This is a genomic window from Arthrobacter sp. LjRoot14 (assembly GCF_964253905.1).
Lineage (GTDB): Bacteria > Actinomycetota > Actinomycetes > Actinomycetales > Micrococcaceae > Arthrobacter.
Genome location: NZ_CAXURL020000001.1, coordinates 953,995 through 970,750, shown reverse-complemented (window position 1 = coordinate 970,750; position 16,756 = coordinate 953,995). Strand labels below are relative to the sequence as shown.

General features: G+C 65.8%; 14 protein-coding genes. 4 read left to right on the top strand and 10 right to left on the bottom strand.

Annotated elements, in window-relative coordinates; all coding sequences use genetic code 11:
- Window positions 1-16 precede the first annotated feature (16 nt).
- Window positions 17-310 carry a hypothetical protein gene (locus ACSQ12_RS04565; RefSeq protein WP_245199260.1) on the top strand — a complete coding sequence of 98 codons (294 nt, stop codon included), beginning with the start codon at window positions 17-19 and terminating at the stop codon, window positions 308-310.
- Here ACSQ12_RS04565 and ACSQ12_RS04560 read toward each other — a convergent pair.
- Window positions 297-1,556: an McrC family protein gene (locus ACSQ12_RS04560; protein WP_436066933.1), complete on the bottom strand. Its 1,260-nt coding sequence runs from the start codon at window positions 1,554-1,556 to the stop codon at window positions 297-299. The genes ACSQ12_RS04565 and ACSQ12_RS04560 overlap by 14 nt on opposite strands.
- A 40-nt stretch (window positions 1,557-1,596) precedes the next feature.
- Window positions 1,597-3,828, bottom strand: coding sequence for an McrB family protein (locus tag ACSQ12_RS04555; RefSeq protein WP_436064494.1), 2,232 nt, complete (start codon window positions 3,826-3,828; stop codon window positions 1,597-1,599).
- 145 nt (window positions 3,829-3,973) lie between these two features.
- Between ACSQ12_RS04555 and ACSQ12_RS04550 the strand changes: the two genes are divergently transcribed.
- A complete protein-coding gene (locus ACSQ12_RS04550; protein ID WP_209747087.1) occupies window positions 3,974-4,234 on the top strand; it encodes a PspC domain-containing protein in 261 nt (86 codons plus the stop codon).
- A 53-nt stretch (window positions 4,235-4,287) separates the two neighbouring features.
- Here the strand turns inward: ACSQ12_RS04550 and ACSQ12_RS04545 are convergent, their stop codons facing one another.
- From ACSQ12_RS04545 to ACSQ12_RS04530, 4 genes are all read right to left on the bottom strand, one after another.
- Window positions 4,288-4,530: a hypothetical protein gene (locus tag ACSQ12_RS04545; RefSeq protein WP_436064493.1), complete on the bottom strand. Its 243-nt coding sequence runs from the start codon at window positions 4,528-4,530 to the stop codon at window positions 4,288-4,290.
- Between the two features lie 130 nt (window positions 4,531-4,660).
- Window positions 4,661-5,077 (bottom strand): acyl-CoA thioesterase, encoded by a 417-nt coding sequence (locus tag ACSQ12_RS04540; protein ID WP_436066932.1) that lies wholly within the window; start codon window positions 5,075-5,077, stop codon window positions 4,661-4,663.
- A gap of 53 nt (window positions 5,078-5,130) precedes the next feature.
- Window positions 5,131-7,173 (bottom strand): ABC transporter ATP-binding protein, encoded by a 2,043-nt coding sequence (locus tag ACSQ12_RS04535; protein ID WP_436064492.1) that lies wholly within the window; start codon window positions 7,171-7,173, stop codon window positions 5,131-5,133.
- Window positions 7,170-8,903: an ABC transporter ATP-binding protein gene (locus ACSQ12_RS04530; protein WP_209747091.1), complete on the bottom strand. Its 1,734-nt coding sequence runs from the start codon at window positions 8,901-8,903 to the stop codon at window positions 7,170-7,172. The genes ACSQ12_RS04535 and ACSQ12_RS04530 overlap by 4 nt, the downstream gene beginning before the upstream one ends.
- 425 nt (window positions 8,904-9,328) lie before the next feature.
- On the opposite strand from ACSQ12_RS04530, the gene ACSQ12_RS04525 reads away from it, so the two are divergent.
- Complete coding sequence (locus ACSQ12_RS04525) at window positions 9,329-10,129, top strand: hypothetical protein (protein WP_436064491.1); 801 nt, start codon at window positions 9,329-9,331, stop codon at window positions 10,127-10,129.
- A gap of 80 nt (window positions 10,130-10,209) precedes the next feature.
- Window positions 10,210-11,100, top strand: coding sequence for a class F sortase (locus ACSQ12_RS04520; RefSeq protein WP_436064490.1), 891 nt, complete (start codon window positions 10,210-10,212; stop codon window positions 11,098-11,100).
- A gap of 66 nt (window positions 11,101-11,166) precedes the next feature.
- Here the strand turns inward: ACSQ12_RS04520 and ACSQ12_RS04515 are convergent, their stop codons facing one another.
- From ACSQ12_RS04515 to speB, 4 genes are all read right to left on the bottom strand, one after another.
- Window positions 11,167-13,206: an MFS transporter gene (locus ACSQ12_RS04515; protein ID WP_436066931.1), complete on the bottom strand. Its 2,040-nt coding sequence runs from the start codon at window positions 13,204-13,206 to the stop codon at window positions 11,167-11,169.
- A 105-nt stretch (window positions 13,207-13,311) separates the two neighbouring features.
- A complete protein-coding gene (locus ACSQ12_RS04510) occupies window positions 13,312-13,791 on the bottom strand; it encodes a MarR family winged helix-turn-helix transcriptional regulator (protein ID WP_209747097.1) in 480 nt (159 codons plus the stop codon).
- Window positions 13,792-13,987: 196 nt separating this feature from the next.
- Complete coding sequence (locus tag ACSQ12_RS04505; RefSeq protein ID WP_436064489.1) at window positions 13,988-15,646, bottom strand: thiamine pyrophosphate-binding protein; 1,659 nt, start codon at window positions 15,644-15,646, stop codon at window positions 13,988-13,990.
- Entirely contained in the window at window positions 15,643-16,731 is a 1,089-nt protein-coding gene (gene speB, locus ACSQ12_RS04500; RefSeq protein ID WP_436064488.1) for an agmatinase, read from the bottom strand. Before speB ends, ACSQ12_RS04505 begins: the two co-directional genes overlap by 4 nt.
- Between the last annotated feature and the right edge of the window lie 25 nt (window positions 16,732-16,756).

The following is a 16,756-nucleotide window of genomic DNA, read 5'->3' as shown; positions in this document are numbered from 1 at the left end:
CACAGGAGGGTAAGAGATGCCGAAGAAATTGTTGTCAGCCGTAGAAGCCCGTCAGGGCGATCCATGGCCGGCGCGGTCCGGGATCCATGCCGTTGGGGGGCCCGCACGCGGGCGCGTGAATCTTGAGCCGATTCGCCACCAGTCGTGGGAAATCATCAATGCAATCCTGACGGACACCGATCCGGAAGGGTCCGAAATCCGCAATCAGCTGCGCCGTTGCCTTAACAAGAACCAAGGCAACCCTGAGAGGGCTTTGCTCATGCACCTCATGTCAATGCCGGGCCGCACCGCGCCCGTCATCTTTGATTAAGTCCCGCCTGCCGCACCACTTCGCCCCAGGACTGCTGTGCCAGGTCGGCAACCGCTGCCAGGATGTCCGACGGCGGCAGGGAAAGATCAAGCGGGTACTCCACCACATCGATATCCGTATTAAGGATGCGGCGAAGCTTCATTTCCCCCGCGCCTGCGTACACCAGCCAGGCGGTCGGGACGCGTAAAGCCGTGCAGTAGGCCAGCATCTGGAAATGGTCCGCGGACAGGGACGCGCCCTGGTCAGTCGCGGCCCGGTACTTCGTGTCGTAGACCACCACGGGACGGCCGCCGAGCAGGTGCACGGCGTCCGGGTTCACCGTGAGCCGGTCGGAATCGCGCACAGCCTCGTTCAGCAGTGCGTTGTACTGCAGCCGCATCTCCCCGGGATAGGCCGCCATGGCTTCGCGGAGGGCCGTGCCCACAAAGTCCTCGAAGACCTGCCCCATGTCCACCACGAACGACGCCGTCTGCTGCTTCCCGTCACCCGCCTCGGCTGAGGCGTTGCGCAGGATCACTTCGGAGAGGCGGAGCACCGCGTGGTACCGGGCGTTCATCCTGGTGGCCTGCCACGGCGGCAGTGGCGCTCCGGGCCGAAGGCGCGTGACGGCGTCGAGCTTTCCCAGCAGCAGCCGCAGGCGGCTCTGGACGTCCGGCCGGACGCGCGGGACCCTGGCCATGCGCTCCAGGGCAGCGCGCAGGATGCGGTTCTCGGCAATGTCTTCGGTGAACTCGTCATAGGAAACTTCCAACGGCACCAGCATTCCGGGCCGGCGCGAAATCTGGTCCGAGATCCGGATCCGGCCCTTCACTGTCCGAAGTGATTCGTCCACGGTGAGGTAGCCCTGCAGGACTCCGCGGCTCAGGGCGCGGTCTGCCAGCTGGGCCAGCGACACGGCCAGCGCGCTCCACAGATCCGAGTCCTCGACGGCGGCCACCGGGTCGTCGCGGAAGCCCTGGTTTCCCGCATAGCTGAGGAGGAACAGCAGCCGGCTGAGGCCCAGGCGGTCCTTGGGCCGCACTTCCAGCTGCACGGTCGGCGTCCGCACCGACCCGACCATGCCCACCGGCTCGATCCTGAACAGGCCCATCCCCATGGGAGACGCCTTGGCCAGGCCGCTGGCGTTCACGAACGCGGCGCTGGCGGCGTCAAGCTTGTCCACCACGCCGCCGGACAGCTCGTCCAGCACGATGTGGCGGACGGCCTTACCGGCACTGGAAGGCTGGCGTGCCGGCCGCGGCGGCACGGCGGCAGGCGCCAGTCCGGTGTTAGCGGACAGCAATCCGTTAGCGGGACGCAAGGCGGCCCAGCAGCTGCTCAAGCCCGAAGCGCTCCTGCAGCTGGGCCCGGTTCAGCTGACCGTGGTAGTGCTCTTCCAGGAGCGGCATGAGCTCGTATTTCCAGATCCGGCGCAGGCCCGTAGGAGTCTGGGCTGCCTTCTTCATGAAGTAGGACGGGCCGATCATGAGGTCGCGGTCCCATTCGTCAATCGCGTCGTTGAGGGCGTCCAGGAGGAGGGCAGGGGTGGTGTCCAGGTTCCGGGCCTGGAGGAAGCGGAGCAGTGAACCCTTCACCGGTTCAGTTTTGGGGTGCAGCTCAATGAAGGAGAAACGCCGGCGGATGGCGGCGTCCATCATGGCGATCGACCGGTCCGCGGTGTTCATGGTGCCGATGATGTACAGGTTGTCCGGGAGCGTGAACGGCTCGTTGGGGCTGTACTGCAGGTAGATCCGGTCGTCCCGGTATTCCAGCAGGAAGTACAGCTCACCGAACACCTTGGCCAGGTTGGCGCGGTTCATCTCATCGATGATGAGGAAGTAGGGCTTGTTTTCGTTGCCGGGCTTGGCCGCCTCTTCCGCAAGGCGGCGCAGCGGACCGGCCACGAGCTTGAAGGACACCCGCCCCTCGTCGGTCTTGTCCGGCCGGAAGCCTTCGAAGAAGTCCTCGTAGGCATACGACGGGTGGAACTGCACCAGCTTGACGCGTTCATCGGTGCTGTCCCCGGCAAGTTGGGCCGCCAGGTGTTTGGCCAGGTAGGTCTTGCCCGTTCCGGGCGGGCCGTAGAGAACCAGCTGCCGGTTCTCCTCCAGGAGTTCCGCGATTTCCTGCAGCGGTTCCAGGTCCATGTGCAGGGACGCCGCGAACTCCTCCGTCAGGGGGCGGAACCCCTCCGGAACGGGTTCGACGACGGCGGCAGGCTCGGCGGCGTCGTCGGCCTCCGCTTCCGCTTCGGCCGGCAGTAGCGCCTGCAGCGCCTGCACCACCCGGGTGACGTCCACGATGACCCCAGGGGTGGTCAGCTGGCGCTGCACGTGGCGGGGCAGGTCGGCCATGCTGTGGGCGTCGTCGAACCAGCGGACCTTGCGGCGCATCCGGCGGTTGTCCTCGTTATGCTCCGGCTCGCCCAGGACCCCGCCCAGGCGGACAACGCCGGCGTGCTGGTACAGGACCAGGTCGCCCGGCTTCATCACCGTGAGGAAGGCAAAAACCGCGGTCTTGTTGTCCTCGCGCTCCACGTAGCCCAGGTGCTTGTAGTCCTCATCGACTGCGTGCTGCACAACGCCGGCGGTAACGCCCGCGTCCAGGAGGCGCAGATGCTCGACGTCGAGCGTCACCTTCTCCTCCCCGTGCCATGCCGCCAGGAGGTCCTTGACGTCGTGGTGCGTGCGCAGGAGCCACGCGCGGCGCCCCGGGTCGCCCACCTTGCGCCACTGGCTCACGAGCTGGCGGGCGTACCAGTCGATCCGCTGGCCGGCCTGCTTGTCCAGGTAGAGGCGGATGCGGTGGATATCGGCGGTGATTTCCGCTTCGCTGTCACCCTTCGCGCCGCCCACGAGGGAAGCGAAGGCATCCCTGATTTCCTGCCGCTCCACGTCGGCAACCACCGGTTCGAAGTAGCTTGGCCAGGCAAGGTATTCGATGCTGCGGCGGATCGCCGGCTGGTCATCCGGTGTTCCGGACGCAAGCTGGTGGAACACGAGGGGATCCCTCAGCGCCTTGGCCACGGCATTCGTGGACTGCTGGTCAACGTGCTGCACGAAACGGCACAGCCACTTCAGGTGGTCCCAGATGGTCCAGTTGAATTCGGCGGTGCGGTCACGGATGACTCCGTGGTCCGTCATGCCCTGGTACAGCTCGTCCGGCAGTTCCAACGGCGGTTCCAGCCAGGAGGCAGCCTCGGCCACCCGGGCACGCTTGACCTTCAGCGATTTGACCTCGTGGGCCAGCGGCAGCGACTGCAGGAACAGCAGCTCAACGGCCAGCTGCTTGGCCGGGCGGGAGGCATCGGCAAGGTTCTGCCGGAGGTTGGTCATCATCGGAGCCTTGGAGTCCGCCACGCCCCGCTCCAGCCGCTCCAGCAGCTCCGAAGCAGCGGCAGTGGTCCACGTCTGGGTGCGTCCGTCCAGCGCTGACGGCTTACCCTGCAGGCCGGCACCCAGGACAAACCACGCCGCGTCCTCGATCTCCTTGGAGATTCCGGGGGCGCGGGTCATGGCAGGCTTCGCGGTGGGGGTCATGCCTTCAAATTTACAGGGTTAACCTGAACGGCAGCACCACGGATTCGCCAGGTTACTGCCTGGTAGAACGCGCGGGCCTTATGGCTTATGGCCCTACCAGCGGGGACGGAACGGCCATAGGCTGGCGCCACAAAAGGAGCGTTCCATGACTTTTCAAGACCTCACCACGAAGATGTTCACGGCCATCCGGGGAACCGGGCTCAGCCGGGGACCGGACCGGTGGATCGGCGGGGTGTGCGGCGGAATAGCCGCCAAACTGGGCGTGGACCCCAATGCAGCAAGGATCGTCTTCCTGGTCCTGGCCCTGGTGCCCGGCCCGGCCGTCACGTTCTACATCTGGGCCTGGATCCTGCTGCCGGACAGCACCACGAACCGCATCTACCTGGAGTCCTGGCTCAACAGCTGAACCGGCGCCGGTGAACTGCCAGGAGTCAACCGGCGCCGGTTCAGCCGGCAGCGCTAGCGGGCGGCGGGCAGGTTCTTGCGCCCGAAAGCGAAATAGCTTCCCGGACCGACGAAGTTGATCAGCGTGACGGCGCGCCACATCGCCTTGCTGCCGCGGATCTGCTCGGCGGGCCGCCGGGAAATATCGCGCTGGGCAGCAATCAGGAGGGAGAGCTGCACGGCAGCTGCCACCAGGGTCCCGACCCGTGCAAGCGGCGGCATTTCCTTCCAGGACTTCTTCTTTTTCTTCGTGGCCATGGCTGATGCTCCCTGATTCCGTTGGTGCGTGGGCTGGTTCAGTTGATGACTCCCGTTTGGTGCTTCGTACGGGCGATCATGTAGTGACGATACTAGGGAAGCAGCCCCGGCCAAGGTAGGGGCTTTGGGCTCAGGCCCTGAACGGCTCCAGCCGCTCCTTCTGTTTGGGAGTCAGGCGAAGCACCCTGCCGGTGGCCTCGTCCACGAAGGCCAGGTGGGTGGTGGCCTTGACGCAGTCCTCCCGGGTCACGGGGTCCTGCAACAGGTAGTGGATGTCGAAGCTGGCACCTTTGACGGCGCCGATCCACAAGTGGACCACTGCCGGCACGTTCCGGTATTCGAGGGTCTTCACGTAGCGGATCTTGTGCTCCACCACCAAGGCCATGGTGCCCTCTTCAACGTCGTTGAAGAGGGACACCTGCGGCGCGACGCCGGGCAGGCCCGCGCCGCGCGGCGGTCCGAAGGCAGCAATGCGGGCTTCTTCAAGAATCCGCACGATCTGGACATTGTTGATGTGGCCGTAGGCGTCCATGTCCCCCCAGCGCATGGGTACCAGGACCTCGATGCGCCGGCCGCTTGGCACGGCCCGGCCGGCGGCGCTCAGCTGCGCACCGCCGTCGAGTCTTCCGCCGAATCAGCCAGGGCCGCCTCGGCGTCTTCGCCCGCGAACTGGGACATGTACAGCCGGTGATAGGCGCCCTTGTGTTCCAGCAGGTCGTGGTGGCTGCCCTGTTCCACGATCCTTCCGGCTTCCATTACCAGGATGGTGTCGGCGTCGCGGATGGTGGACAGCCGGTGGGCAATGACAAAGCTGGTGCGGTCCGTCCGCAGGGCCGCCATGGCCTTCTGGACCAGGACTTCCGTGCGCGTGTCCACCGAGCTGGTTGCCTCGTCCAGGATGAGCAGGGACGGGTTGGCCACAAAAGCCCGTGCGATGGTGATGAGCTGCTTTTCACCTGCGCTGACATTGTTGCCTTCCTCATCGATGATCGTGTTGTATCCGTCCGGCAGCGCGCGGACGAACCGGTCCACGAATGTTGCCCGGGCAGCCTCCATGACCTGGTCCTCGGTGGCGTTGAGGTTCCCGTACCTGATGTTGTCGTAGATGCTGCCACCGAACAGCCAGGCGTCCTGCAGGACCATGCCCACCTTGGCCCGCAGTTCGGAACGGCTCAGGTGGGTGATGTCCACGCCATCGAGTGTGATGCTCCCCGAATTGAGCTCGTAGAACCGCATCACGAGGTTGACCAGCGTGGTCTTGCCGGCGCCGGTGGGGCCGACGATTGCCACGGTATGCCCGGGCTGGGCCGTGAAGGACAGATCCTCGATCAGGGGCTTGTCCGCCGAATAACTGAAGGTCACATGCTTGAACTCCACGTGGCCGTCGGTCTTGGCGGGCAGGTGCTCGGTGGCGGTTTCGGCATCCTGCTCCTCCGCATCCAGGAATTCGAAGACACGCTCCGCCGAGGCAACGCCGGACTGCAGCATATTCGCCATGCCAGCCATCTGTCCCAGCGGCTGCGTGAACTCCCGCGAGTACTGGATGAACGCGGTGGCATCGCCCAGGCTCATGCCGCCGGAAGCCACCCGCAACCCGCCCACCACTGCGATGCCAACGTAGCTGAGGTAGGAGAGGAACTGCATGACCGGCATGATCATGCCGGAGACGAACTGGGCTCCGAAGCTGGCTTTGTAGAGGGCTTCATTCCGCTCGTCGAAGCGTTCCAGCATGTCCGCGTCACGGCCGAAGACGCGCACCAGGTCGTGGCCGGAGAACGATTCCTCGATCTGGCCGTTGAGCTGGCCGGTGTTCTTCCATTGTGCGGCGAACAGCTTCTGGCTTCGCGAGCCGATGATCCCGGCTGCCACGCCGGACAGCGGGAGGGCTACGAGGGCGATGAGGGCCAGTTGCCACGACACGATGAACATCATGATCACGATGCCGATCACTGTCAGCGCGGAACTCAGCAGCTGCGCGAAGGCCTGCTGCAGCGCCTGTTGGATGTTGTCGACGTCGTTGGTGACGCGGGAAAGCGTGTCGCCGCGCTGGCGGGTGTCGAAGTAGTTCAACGGCAGCCGGTTGAGCTTTTTCTCGGTATCGTCACGCAATTTGCGGACCACACGCATCACCAGCATGTTCAGGACGTAGCCCTGCAGCCAAGTGAAGATGTTCGCCACGAAGTACATCACCAGCACCACGCTGATCAGGAACGACAACTTCTGGAAGTCGATCCCCACCCCGGGAATGAGTTCCATCTTGGAGATCATGTCCGCGAAGTTGTTTTCGCCTTGGGCGCGCAGCCCGTCGACGAACTGGTCCTTGCTGACTCCGGCGGGCAGCTGCTTGCCCACCACTCCCCCGAAGATGACGTCCATGGCCTGCCCCAGGATCTTGGGGGCAATGACGTTGAGGACGACGGCGACCGTCACCATGGCGAGCACGACGGCGATGCCGGCGGACTCGGGTTTCAGCAAACCCATCAGGCGCTTGGCGGACGGCCAGAAGTGCTCTGCCTTCTTCGCGGGCGCCCCGCCGAACATGTCGCCGTCGGCCTCGGTGGGCTTGTACTCCTCTTCGTAGAAATCTTCGTCTTCCGCGGGAACTGGTTCCTGGCCGGCGGCGAGTTTTTCGTTGGTGCTCATGCCACTTCCTCCGCGGTCAGCTGCGACTCGACAATCTCCTGGTAGGTGGTGGAATTCTGCAACAGTTCCTCGTGTGTGCCCCGGTCCACGATCCGGCCGTTGTCCAGCACCAGGATCTGGTCGGCGTCAGCAATGGTGGACACCCGCTGTCCCACAATGATGACCGTGGCATCCGCCGTCTTGGCCCTGAGCGCGCGGCGAAGCCGGGCGTCCGTGGCAACGTCGAGCGCCGAGAACGAGTCATCAAAGAGGTACACCTTGGGCCGGGTCACCAGCGCCCTGGCGATGCACAGGCGCTGGCGCTGGCCTCCCGAGACGTTGGTGCCGCCCTGGGCGATCCGGGAACCCAGACCGTTCTTCTTTTCCCGGACGAAGTCGGCAGCCTGGGCCACTGTGAGCGCGTCCCACAGCTCCTCGTCCGTGGCCTCGGTCTTGCCGAAGCGCAGGTTGTGCTCGATGGTCCCGGAGAAGAGGTACGGCCGCTGAGGCACCATGGCCACCCTGCCGGTGATTTCGGAGCGATCGAGGTTGGTGATGGAAACGCCGTCGAGCAGTACCTCGCCGGACGCGACATCGTACAGCCGCGGCAGCAGCGACAGCAGGCTGGTCTTGCCGGCGCCGGTCGACCCGACGATGGCCACGGTCTGGCCGGGCTCGGCAGTGAAGCTGATGTCGCTCAGGACGGGCTCTTCGGCCCCGGGGTAGGCGAACGAGACGTTGCGGTATTCCACCCGTCCGGTCCGCTGGGCGGGCGCCACCGGCGCCGTCGGTTCGTGGATGGAGGGTTCGACGTCGAGTACCTCACCAATGCGGTCCGCGCAGACCGAGGCGCGCGGAATCATCATGGCCATGAACGTGCCCATCATGACCGCCATGAGGATCTGCAACAAGTACTGCAGGAAGGCTGTCAGGGAGCCCACCTGCATCTCCCCGGCATCCACGCGCTGGCCGCCGAACCACAGCACGGCGGCCGTGGAGACATGCAGGATCATGCCGATGGCGGGGAACATCAGGACGAACAGGGCGCCAATCTTCAGGGAGACGTCGGTGAGTTCGCGGTTCGCTTCGCCAAATCGCTGCGTCTCGTGCGGTTCGCGGACGAACGCTCGGACCACTCGGATGCCGATGATCTGCTCGCGGAGAATGCCGTTGATGCGGTCGATCTTCGTCTGCATGGAGCGGAACAGCGGCATGAGGCGGACCACGAGGTAGCCCACCACGGCAATCAGCACCGGTACGGAAACCCACACCAGCCAGGACAGGCTCAGGTCCTCGCGCAGGGCCATGACGATGCCGCCGATGCACATGATGGGCGTGGCCACCATGAAGTTCAGCCCCATCAGCATGAGCATCTGCACCTGCTGGACATCGTTGGTTCCGCGCGTGATCAAGGTTGGGGCACCGAACACGTTGACGTCCCTGGCCGAAAAGCTGGTCACCTTGCGGAAGACGCCGCGCCGCAGGTCCCGGCCGAACGCCATGGCCGCTTTGGAGCCGAAGTACACGCCGGCGATGGCGGTGGCCACTTGCACCAGCGCGACCCCGAGCATGAGCCCGCCCGTTCGCCAGATGTAGTCGGTGTCCCCCCGGGAGACGCCCTCGTCGATGATTTGTGCGTTCAGGCTCGGAAGGTAGAGGGCCGCGATAGTGGATGCCAGCTGGAAAAGTATGACTGCCGCGATATACGGCAAATACGGCTTGGAATAGCGCCGTATGAGGGTGACAAGCATGCCCGGGAGTCCTTTGGGAAGTGCGCGGAGTGAGTGCAGGAAGTAATACCAGCGGGGGCTGACATTCTCAGCCTTCCCACTCTACGAAATCCGTTGCCTATGCGAAACAATGCCCGCCAAATATCATCCGAATTGCGTATCGATGGTGCAGAAACTAAAGCTTCCCACGTGTCCCTTGTTACGGGTGAAACGGGTGTTGTCCCTCGGTTCCAAGGGGTCCGGCTGTGAAAAACGGGTATCAGGTCAAGTACCGGTTACTCGCGACTACTCCAGTGCCCGGAGCCTAGCGTGAAGGGGTCAGTTAGTTGACAACTCTGCAGGAGAGTCGCAGGTGATCTGGGCATCTACGAACAACGGACGGCTCCTCCGTGTGCCTCCCGTTCCCGCAGTCTGGTCAGTCCCCAATGATCCAGATGGAGAATCCCATGAAGAGAATCCTCGCAACTGCCGGAATCGCAGGCATTGCATTAATAGGCGTCACGGCTCCGGCAAATGCCGGCGACAAGGGCGATGACGACAACAAGAAGGTCAGCATTTGCCACGCCACCGGCTCCGAATCGAACCCGTATGTTCACATCACGGTCAGCGAAAACGCGGTGAACGGAAATGGCGGCCATGCCTCGCATGAAGGCGACTTGATTCCGGCACCGGCGGCCGGCTGTCCAAGTGGTGAAGGACACGGCGGAGGCGGTGGCGGCAAGGATGATGACGACTGGGGCCACGGCCCGGACAAGATCACCATCTGCCACGCCACGGGATCTGAAACGAACCCGTACGTCATCATCACCATTCCGGAAAAGGCCTGGTGGAACGGACACAAGGACGGACACAACGGCCGAGCCGACATCTACCCGGTCCCGGCCGGTGGTTGCGTCGCAGAAGAAGAGGAAGAAACACCCCCGGTGGTCGTACCGCCCGTTGTTGTACCCCCGGTCGTCACTCCGCCGGAGGTGACACCCCCGGCAGTGACTCCGCCTGCGGTGACACCGCCGGCTGTTACTCCGCCGGCACAGACTCCTGCGGGAGCCGCAGCGGCGCCCGTCGGAGCGGCGGCAGCAGTAGTGCCGGTGGTCAACCGCGGGTTCAACGCCCAGACAGCTGCCGGAAGCCAGCCCGAGACCGGAATGCCGGCCTGGTTCGGCGGCCTGGCGGCCCTCCTTGGGGCAACGGGGCTCATTGCCCTGAGGCAGCGGGGACGCCTGCAGGACGCGCCCGGATCCAAGTAAGGCCGATTCTGCGGTGAGGACGGGCATCCGCCACCACGGTGCGATGCCCGTCCAACACCACTATCCATGGAGGAATCCCGATGCCCTTCCCTGGCCACAAGCCGGTTGACAGCCCGCCCTTCGGCAGCAGCCGGCCTGCTGCCGCGGAGGCGGGCGAGCGCCAGTCCCGTCAGGGCGGCGCTTTTAGCCGCAACCGGCTCCAGCGCCTGCGGGAGAAGTTCCCGTGGCTCAGGCGCCGCTCGCTCAACCGTGGCGACCGGCTGTTGCTGCTCGCCGGCGTCGTGGCCTTTTTCGTCCTGACATTCCTGCCGGGAATCGTGTCAGCCGGAAACACCTCCGGCGGCGCCGGACTCCACCTGGAAGCTGCGCCGTATTCACGGGCCGCCACCCCGGTTTCACCTGCCCATGCCGTCCCGCCTGATACCTTCGCTTGGACCGGAAAGGGCTCGGCGGCGGAGGGCAGCAAGGGCGCTGCGGCCGCGCCCGCAGCGCAGCAACCGCCGCTGACCATTCCCAGCTACCCGCCGGCCGCGGCTCCCACCAGGATCGTGTACCCGGCGGCCGGGCTGGACGTCACCATCCATCCACTGACCCCGACGCCGGAGGAACTGGATTCCCAGGCGATAGTGCCGCCGATTACCGTTGACGGCTACTGGGTCACGAACTTCGGCATGCCTGGCGCCGGGTCCACCAACACCACCTACATCCTCGGCCATAGCTGGGAGGGCCGTGACGCTCCGTTCAACCGGCTCAGCGCCGCGAGCGCCCCGGGGGATACCTTCGAAGCCACCACCGCCACCGGAACCATGCGGTACAGGGTGGAGTCCGTGGACACGTACGTGAAGTCGAGCCTGAAGGACAGCCCGATCTGGACCGGCGTTCCCAACCGGCTGGTCCTTATCAGCTGCTACACCGAGGACCCGTGGGGCAAGAACGTGGTGGTGGTCGCCTCCCCCGTCCCGGAGCCCTGACGACGGCGACGGCGGCACCCGGCCGCCGTCGCCGTCGTACGTTCTGTGTTTGAACGGTGCCCGTGGTTACTCGCTGCGGTGCCGTCCGTGCGTTGCGATATAGTCAGCCGCCGCGCGCTGCAGCTTCCGTTCCTTGGCCAAGCGGCGCCGGAGGGTGGTGAGCTGCCCGCTGATGCGCGACTGCTCGGCAGCGATCTCCCGCTGTTCCGCCGATTGCGCCTGGACGGCACGCAAAGCCTCTGCCAGCTGCAGCTGCTGCTCCGCCAGCAACTGCTGGGTCTGGAGCAGGAGGGGCACGACGTCGGCGGCTTCAGGCCGGGGCTCGGCCACGATGGTCCGGGCACGCGACCGATAGCCTTCCCTCGCTCCGGCCGGGGAGTCGCCGCCGAGGCTGCCGTTGTCCTCTGCCGGGACGTTGTGGTCCTGCCGTGCCGCTTCCGGGAAGCGTGACTCGTGGGCACGCTGCCTGCTGAGGACCTCGATGAACTCCCGGTCAAGGTCCACGATGCCCGGGCCGCCGGCGATGCCAGTGGTGCCATCGTGGGCGGCTGCATTGTCCGCGGATGGTGCGCCGTTTGCGGGCCCGGCACCGTTGGCGGATGCCGCCGGCACGATGTCCACGGTCCGGCGCAGCGGCTGTTCCTTGATGAAGAGGATTGCCACAAGGGCGATGATGCCGATCACCGCGGAGATCAGGAAGATCTCGGCCGTCGCGTCGCCGTAGGCCGCCCGCATGATGTCCCGGATCGGGGCCGGCATGTCCTGGAGGTCCATGCTGGCTCCCGCGGATCCGCCGGTGGCAGGAATCCCGGCCGCGGCGAGTCCTTCGGTAGCCAGTTCCTTGACGCGGTTGGCCAGCACTGCCCCCAGCACGGACACTCCGATCGCGCCGCCCACCGAACGGAAGAACGCCACGGACGCGCTGGCGGTGCCGATGTCGGTGGCCCGGACAGTGTTCTGCACCGCCAGCACGAGGTTCTGCATCAGCAGGCCGAGCCCGAGGCCCAGGACTGCCGTGTAGAGGCCGGTCAGCCAGAGTTCGGTGGTGTGGTCGATGGTTCCGGCCAGTCCCAGTCCGCCGATCAACAGGATGGAGCCGGCAACCAGGTAGCGCTTCCACTTGCCGGTGCGGCTGATCAGCTGGCCTGACAGGACGGACCCGATGAGGTTGCCGGCGATCATGGGCAGCGTCAGCAGGCCTGCTTCGGTGGGTGTGGCCCCGCGGGCCACCTGGAAGTACTGGCCCAGGAAGGCGGAGGACCCGAACATGCCGACGCCTACTGCGACGGAAGCGAGGATGGCCAGGGCGGTAGTGCGTTCGCTGATGATCTTGAGCGGGATGATGGGCTGCTCCACCCTGGATTCCACGACGACGAGGAGGGCCAGGAGCAGCACGCCGCCGCCCACCATGGCGGCCGTCTGCCAGGACCACCAGTCGTAGTACTCCGGGTTGCCGGCGAAGGACACCCAGATCAGCAGCAGGCTGACGCCTGAAGTGAGCAGGATGGAACCGAGCCAGTCGATCTTCGCGTGGCGCTTGACGTGGGGAAGCTTCAGGGTGATCTGCAGCAGGATGAGTGCGATGACCGCCAGCGGAACACAGACAAAGAAGGTCCAGCGCCAGCCGAGCGGGCTGTCCACGATGAAGCCGCCCAGCAGCGGGCCGCCGGCGGTGCCCACGGCCATCACGCCGCCCATGTAGCCGGAGTACTTGCCGCGGTCCCGGGGCGGGATGATGGAACCGATGATGGCCTGCGCCAGCGCCGTGAGTCCGCCCATGGCGACACCCTGGATGACGCGGGCGGTCAGCAGCAGCGGGATCGTTTCGGACAGGCCCGCCATGACGGAGCCGGCCACGAAGATCACAATGCTCAGCTGGACGAGAAGCTTCTTATCGAAGAGGTCGGCGAGCTTGCCCCAGATCGGCGTGGTGGCGGCGTTGGCCAGGAGGGCAGCCGTGATGACCCATGCGAAGTCCGTCTGGGTGCCCTTGAGCTCGGACATGATGGTCGGCAGTGCGTTGGCCACGATGGTGCTGCTGATGATCGCGGTGAAGAAGGCGGCCAGCAGGCCGGTGAGGGCCTCCATGATCTGGCGGTGGCTCATCGCTGCCTGGGGCGCCGGTGCGTGCGGCTGCGGGGATGGCGGTGGTGTCGTAGACAAGGCCCGGGACGGACCGGTGGCTGTAGCGTGGCTGGCCATGTGCAGCTCCTAAACGATTGGAATGATTTCGGTGGATCCGGCCGTCTTTGCCCGGGCTGAGTCCCTGAGGGATTCAGCAAGTTTTTTCAGGGTTTTCGCGGTTTCTTCGGCGTCGATCTCGCTCCAGTCCTGCAGGTAGCCCTGGAGTGTTGCCGTGCGCTGCTGTTCGATTTCGCGCAGCTTGGCCGCCCCGGCCTCCGACAACGCCACCAGCTGCGCACGCCCGTCCTCCGGATCGGGCCGGCGGACAACGAGGCCGTGCTCTTCAAGATCGGCGATGTGCCGGCTCAGTACGGGAGCGCTGACCCCGAGCCTCGCGGCGAGGTGCGTGGCCCTGGACTCGCCCTCCCCCACGAAGCGGAGGACGCCCTGGAGCGCCACCCCGGTTTCCTGCCCGCGCATGTTTGAGACGGCGACGCAGCGGACCGCCCGTTGGAGGTCGAAAATCTGGTAGACGAGATCGGCCGCGGTTTCTGGTGCAACTGCCATGCTGAATAACCCCTTTGCTTGCCTTAGGCAACCATATCTCAAAATGGTTGCTTTGGGAAACTAAGGAAGAGGCTCGCAGGGTGGTCCGGCCCTTAAACACCAAGCGCGAACGGACACTTGAGGCCCCAATTCCGGGTGGAAATGGGGCCTCAAATGCCCGTTCGCGCTGTGCGGCGGGGGTGTGCTGACGGAACTGCTAGACGTCCAGGTGGGTGGGACCGAACATCTTGAGCAGGGTTTCGACGACGACGACGTTCGGTCCGTCCGCGGCGAAGCCCGCCTTCAGCGCATCCCCCACGTTCTCCGGGGCAACCCGGACGGCCGGGACGCCGAAGGCCTCGGCGAGCTTGACGAAGTCGGGCCGGGCCAGTTCGGTGGCGGTGGCCTTGCCGAACGCGCCCACCATGTACTCGCGCAGGATGCCATAGCCGCCGTCGTCCACGATCAGCCAGGTGACCGGCACGTTGTGCTGCCTGGCGGTGGCCAGTTCGGAGATGGAATACATGGCCGAACCGTCACCGGACACTGCGAGAACACGTCCCGGCTTGCCCGTCGTTTCCAGCCCCACGGCCCCGCCGATGGCGGCGGGGAAGCCGAAGCCGAGGCCGCCGGCGCCCTGGGCGGAGTGGAACTGGCCCTCGCGGGCGTCCCAGCAGCTCCAGCCCCAGTATGCGGAAATGGTCATGTCCCAGAAGGTCTGCATGTCCGCGGGTACGGCCTCGCGGATGTCTGCCATGAACTTCAGTTCCTTGCCGAGATCCTGGGACTCCAGCCGGGCTTTGACCTTGGCCAGGGATTCCTTGACGAGCTCTTCCGGTGATGCACCGTGCCAGTCGGGGCTGGTTTCGACAGGCTCGACCACCAGGGCAGCGTCCAGCGCAGCGAGCGCCTGGCCGGCGTCGGCGCGGATGCCAAGGCCGGGCCGGTTGGATTCCAGGACCCGGGGTTCGGCGTCGATCTGGATGATCCGGCCTCGCGGTTCGAAGGTGAAGTAGTTGGACGTGACCTCCCCGAGCGAGGATCCCACGACGATCAGCACGTCCGCGTCCTCGAGAAGGTCCGTCATGTACCGGTCCTCGATCCAGGACTGAAGCGAGAGTTCATGGTTCCACGGGAACGCGCCGTTGCCGCCGGGAGTGCAGATCACCGGAGCCCTGAGCTTTTCCGCGATCGAGAGAAGCGATTTCTCGGCCCGGCCGCGGCGCGTGCCGCCGCCTGCGATGATGGCCGGACGTTCCGCCGTCGACAGCCATTTCACTGCCTCGCGGACAAGCTCCACCCGTGGCGGGTTGTCCGCCGCATCGGCGAGGGCATCCTCCACCGGCGGGACCATGATGGGATCCAGCAGCACATTCTGCGGGATCTCCAGCCAGACGGGGCCCTGCGGCGAGGAAATCGCTTCGGTCCAGGCGTCCTGGATGGCCGAGGGGATCCCGGAGGCGTGCTGGATCAGCCGCTGGCTCTTGGTGACATTCGCGGCCGAGGCCTTCTGGTCATCAAGCTGGTGCAGCATGCCCTTGCGGCGGGCACCGAGTCCGTCCAGCGGAATCTGGCTGGCCACCACCACCATGGGCACACCCGTGGCGTAGGCTTCCTGCAGCCCGGCCAGGGACGTCAGCGCGCCCGGGCCGGTGGACAGGAACAGCACGCCCACCTCACCGGTGGCACGGGAGTAGCCGTCCGCGGCGAAGGCCGAGTTGTTTTCCACCCGCGAGGACACGAAGTGCAGGTTTCCCCGGCCCATCGCATCGAACAGGCCCAGCGCGTGCTGGCCCGGAATGCCGAAGACGGTCTTCGCCCCCAGCGCTTCAAGGGTTTCGACGACGAGGTCCCCGCCGTTGCGGACGCCGGTCACGGGGAGACGCCGGTTTCGACGCGCTGGGGAGTGCTCGCTGCGAAGCCTGCCTGGCGCCGTTCTTCCTGCCCGAGGGCCTGCGCGGCGTAGCCGTTAGGGGCGCCGAACCTGTTGCCCTCGACGGCGGAGTCCGCCATCAGGGTGACGAGTTCGTAGGCTACGTGGCTGGCCGCGACACCGGTGATTTCCGCGTGGTCATAGGCCGGTGCGACCTCAACGATGTCCGCACCCACGAGGTTCATGCCGCGGAAGCCGCGGATGATCTCCAGCAGTTCACGGCTGGTGATGCCGCCGGCTTCCGGTGTGCCGGTACCCGGCGCGTGCGCCGGGTCCAGGACGTCGATGTCAACGGAGATGTACAGCGGCCTGTTGCCGATGCGGTCGCGGACCTTGGCCACGGTTTCCAGGACGCCCTGGTAGTAAACATCCGCGGAGGTGACGATGCCGAAGCCGAAGCGGTGGTCGTCGTCGAGATCCTTCTTGCCGTACAGCGGGCCGCGGGTGCCGATGTGGCTGATGGCCTCGGTGTCCAGGATGCCTTCCTCGACGGCGCGGCGGAACGGCGTGCCGTGGGTATATTCGGCGCCGAAATAGGTGTCCCAGGTGTCCAGGTGGGCATCGAAGTGCAGCATGGCCACCGGTTCGCCGGCGCGCTCGGCGGCGGCCCGCAGCAGCGGCAGCGCAATGGTGTGGTCCCCGCCGAGGGTGACCAGCTTGCTGCCGCCCGCCGTCAGGTCGAGGGCATTCTGCTGGATGGTTTCGATGGCCTCGTTGATGTTGAACGGGTTGACGGCCATGTCTCCGGCGTCCGCGACCTGGACGTTTTCGAAGGGGCTGACGTCCCACGCGGGGTTGTAGGGGCGCAGCAGCCGGCTGGCCTCGCGCACATGGTTGGCGCCGAAGCGGGCACCCGGGCGGTAGGAGACGCCGGAGTCGAAGGGGACTCCCACCACCGTGATGTCCGCCTTGGCCACCTGGTCCAGCCGGGGCAGGCGGGCGTAGGTTGCGGCCCCTGCATAGCGGGGAATACGGGATGAATCGATGGGGCCAAGGTTGCCGTTGGCCTCGATGCGCAGCTCTTCCAAAGGAACGCCTCTCCTTCGAGGATGG

Bases quoted from the DNA above. Each gene is read 5' to 3' on its own strand.
- ACSQ12_RS04565 (WP_245199260.1), top strand. From the start codon at position 17: ATGCCGAAGAAATTGTTGTCAGCCGTAGAAGCCCGTCAGGGCGATCCA.
- ACSQ12_RS04555 (WP_436064494.1), bottom strand. From the start codon at position 3,828: ATGACCCCCACCGCGAAGCCTGCCATGACCCGCGCCCCCGGAATCTCC.
- ACSQ12_RS04550 (WP_209747087.1), top strand. From the start codon at position 3,974: ATGACTTTTCAAGACCTCACCACGAAGATGTTCACGGCCATCCGGGGA.
- ACSQ12_RS04545 (WP_436064493.1), bottom strand. From the start codon at position 4,530: ATGGCCACGAAGAAAAAGAAGAAGTCCTGGAAGGAAATGCCGCCGCTT.
- ACSQ12_RS04540 (WP_436066932.1), bottom strand. From the start codon at position 5,077: ATGCGCTGGGGGGACATGGACGCCTACGGCCACATCAACAATGTCCAG.
- ACSQ12_RS04535 (WP_436064492.1), bottom strand. From the start codon at position 7,173: ATGAGCACCAACGAAAAACTCGCCGCCGGCCAGGAACCAGTTCCCGCG.
- ACSQ12_RS04530 (WP_209747091.1), bottom strand. From the start codon at position 8,903: ATGCTTGTCACCCTCATACGGCGCTATTCCAAGCCGTATTTGCCGTAT.
- ACSQ12_RS04525 (WP_436064491.1), top strand. From the start codon at position 9,329: ATGAAGAGAATCCTCGCAACTGCCGGAATCGCAGGCATTGCATTAATA.
- ACSQ12_RS04520 (WP_436064490.1), top strand. From the start codon at position 10,210: ATGCCCTTCCCTGGCCACAAGCCGGTTGACAGCCCGCCCTTCGGCAGC.
- ACSQ12_RS04515 (WP_436066931.1), bottom strand. From the start codon at position 13,206: ATGAGCCACCGCCAGATCATGGAGGCCCTCACCGGCCTGCTGGCCGCC.
- ACSQ12_RS04510 (WP_209747097.1), bottom strand. From the start codon at position 13,791: ATGGCAGTTGCACCAGAAACCGCGGCCGATCTCGTCTACCAGATTTTC.